The 2,745-nt window shown below is 71.0% G+C and carries 3 protein-coding genes; all 3 read left to right on the top strand.

Annotation, left to right across the window (positions count from 1 at the left end; genetic code table 11):
- Window positions 1–584 (top strand): ATP-binding cassette domain-containing protein (locus tag AB0G02_RS34350; protein ID WP_360802797.1); only part of this gene is annotated, 584 nt, incomplete at its 5' end.
- Window positions 581–1,609: an ABC transporter permease gene (locus AB0G02_RS34345; RefSeq protein ID WP_360802794.1), complete on the top strand. Its 1,029-nt coding sequence runs from the start codon at window positions 581–583 to the stop codon at window positions 1,607–1,609. The genes AB0G02_RS34350 and AB0G02_RS34345, both read left to right, overlap by 4 nt.
- 44 nt (window positions 1,610–1,653) lie before the next feature.
- Window positions 1,654–2,688, top strand: a complete 1,035-nt coding sequence (locus AB0G02_RS34340; RefSeq protein ID WP_360802791.1) for a substrate-binding domain-containing protein — start codon at window positions 1,654–1,656, stop codon at window positions 2,686–2,688.
- The last annotated feature ends 57 nt before the right edge of the window (window positions 2,689–2,745 follow it).

Raw genomic sequence — 2,745 nt, 5'->3', positions numbered from 1 at the left:
AGCCGACCGCCGGCACCGTCGAGGTGGACGGCAAGCGGCTGCGGCGGGGGAGCGTCGGCGCTGCCGTGCGCGCGGGCCTCGGGTTGTGCCCGGAGGAGCGCAAGAGCCAGGGCCTGCTGCTGGACCAGGCCGTGTACCGCAACATCACGGTGTCCACGCTGTCCGCGTTCGCCAAGTTCGGCTTCCTGGACAACGGCGCGGAGCGCGCGCGTTCGCAGGAGTTGACCACGGCCCTGGACGTCCGCCCACCGGGCGTGGACCGGGCCGTGCGCACCCTGTCGGGGGGAAACCAGCAGAAGGTCGTGCTGGCGCGGTGGCTGCTGCGCGAGTGCCGCGTGCTGCTGCTGGACGAGCCCACCCGCGGGGTGGACGTCGGGGCGCGCAGCGAGATCTACGAGCTGATCCGCGACCTGGCCGCCCGGGGCGTGGCCGTGGTGGTCGTGTCCAGCGAGGTCGAGGAGGTCCTGGGCCTGGCCGACCGGGTGCTCGTGGTGCGTGAAGGTCGGGTCGTCCACGAGGGAGCGGCCCACGAGATCGACGAGTCCCGGGTCCTCGACCTCGTCATGGAAGGAACCGCCGCATGAACCGGAACACCACCGCCCCCGCCGTGGACAGACCGCCCACCGCGAACCACGCGAAGCGCGGCGTCACCGCGCTGCTCGGGTCCGCCGCCGGGCGCAACACCGGCCTCGTCGTCGCCCTGGTGCTGCTGTGCCTGGTGGGGGTGGTCACCGCCGGCGACCGGTTCGCCGACGTCGACAACCTGCTCACCATCCTGCGCCTGGCGTCCGTGGTCGGGGTGGTCAGCGTCGGCATGACGTTCGTGATCACCGGTGGTGGCATCGACCTGTCCGTGGGGGCGATCGTCGCGCTGTCGTCGGTGTGGGCCACGACGCTGGCCACGCAGGCCATGGCCAACGACACGCACTGGCTGGTCGTCGTGCTCGCCGCGCTCGCCGTGGGCGCCGGCTGCGGCGTGGTCAACGGCCTGCTCATCGCCTACGGGCGGATCGTGGCGTTCATCGCGACGCTGGCGATGCTCGCCGCCTCCCGCGGCCTGTCCGAGATCATCTCCAACCGCAAGACGCAGATCGTGAACGTGCCCGGCTTCACCGCGTTCTTCGACGCGTCGGTGCTCGGCGTGCCGGTGCTGGTGGTGATCTTCGCCCTGGTCGCGCTCATCGGGTGGGTGGTGCTCAACCGCACCACGTTCGGGCGGCGGACCTTCGCCGTGGGCGGCAACCCCGAGGCCGCCCGGCTGGCCGGCATCGACGTGCGGCGGCACACCGTGCTGCTCTACACGTTGCTGGGCGTGTGCTGCGGCATCGCCGCGATCATGCTCATCGCCCGCACGACCACGGGCAGCTCCACCCACGGCCAGCTGTACGAGCTGGACGCCATCGCGGCCGTGGTCATCGGCGGCACCCTGCTGTCGGGTGGCCGGGGCACCATCGCGGGCACCGTGTTCGGCGTCCTGATCTTCACCACGCTGTCCAACGTGTTCACCCTGAACAACCTGTCCATCTCCGCCCAGGCCGTCGCCAAGGGCGCGATCATCGTGGTCGCGGTCCTCCTCCAGCAGCGGCTGGCCCGGCGCAGTGGCCCCTGATCTCCGATCTCGACGCGAACCGCCGCCATCCGAGGAGCACTCCCATGTCACGCAAGGCAACAACCCGTCTCATCGCCGCCCTGTCGGTCGGCCTGGTGCTCACCGCCTGCACCGGCAACACCCCCGCGGCCCAGACCGGGGGCGGTGACCAGGGCGGCGCCCGGGTCGCCAACGACGAGCCCGGCAAGAAGGTCGTCATCGGCTTCTCCGCCCCGGCCGCCGACCACGGCTGGATGGCCGCGATCAGCGACTCGGCCAAGAAGGAGGCCGAGAAGTACTCCGACGTGGAGCTGAAGGTCGTCGAGGGCACCAACGACGTCAACCTCCAGATCAGCCAGGTCGAGACGTTCATCAACGACAAGGTCGACGCGATCGTGCTGCTGCCGTTCGACGGCGCGGCGCTCACCCCGGTGGCGCTCAAGGCGATGAAGGCCGGCATCACGGTGATCAACGTCGACCGGGCGTTCGACAGCCCGTTCGCGGCCCGCTCCACCGTGCTGGGCGACAACTACGGCATGGGCGTCTCCGCCGGCACGTACATCTGCCAGCAGCTCGGCGGCAAGTCCGGCGCGGTCGTGGCCGAGATCGCCGGCATCGACTCCCTGCCGCTGACGCAGGACCGCAGCAAGGGCTTCGCGGACGCCCTGGGCGACTGCGGGCTGAAGGTGAACAACCGCGTGGCCGCCGAGTTCACCGTGGAGAGCGGCGAGCGGGCGGCGGCGAACCTGCTGCAGGCCGCGCCGCGCATCGACGCGATCTGGAACCACGACGACGACCAGGGCGTCGGCGTCACGGCGGCGATCAAGAACTCCGGCCGCAGCGAGTTCTTCCTCGTCGGCGGGGCGGGCTCGGCCAACGTGATGCGCGAGATCAAGGCCGGCAACGGCCTGCACAAGGCCACCGTGGTCTACCCGTCCACCCAGGGCGCGGACGGCATCCGGCTGGCCCGCCTGGCCGTGCAGGGCAAGAGCCTGGGCGACCTGGTCGAGGTCGAGGTGCCGCGCCAGGTCGAGCTGTTCGCCCCGGTCGTCACCAAGGACACCGTCGACCGCTACCTGCCCACCGCCTTCGAGTCCTAGGAGAACAGCACCTTGACGACACCGACGCTGGGCGTCGCGATGATCTGCCACGCCTTC

The organism is Actinosynnema sp. NPDC023658, from assembly GCF_040639995.1.
Classification (GTDB): domain Bacteria; phylum Actinomycetota; class Actinomycetes; order Mycobacteriales; family Pseudonocardiaceae; genus Actinosynnema.
The sequence above is the reverse complement of the archived record's forward strand: the minus strand, read 5'-3'. Positions and strand labels throughout refer to the sequence as shown.

Excerpts from the sequence above, each read along its gene's own strand:
- AB0G02_RS34345 (WP_360802794.1), top strand. The coding sequence starts at position 581 with ATGAACCGGAACACCACCGCCCCCGCCGTGGACAGACCGCCCACCGCG.
- AB0G02_RS34340 (WP_360802791.1), top strand. The coding sequence starts at position 1,654 with ATGTCACGCAAGGCAACAACCCGTCTCATCGCCGCCCTGTCGGTCGGC.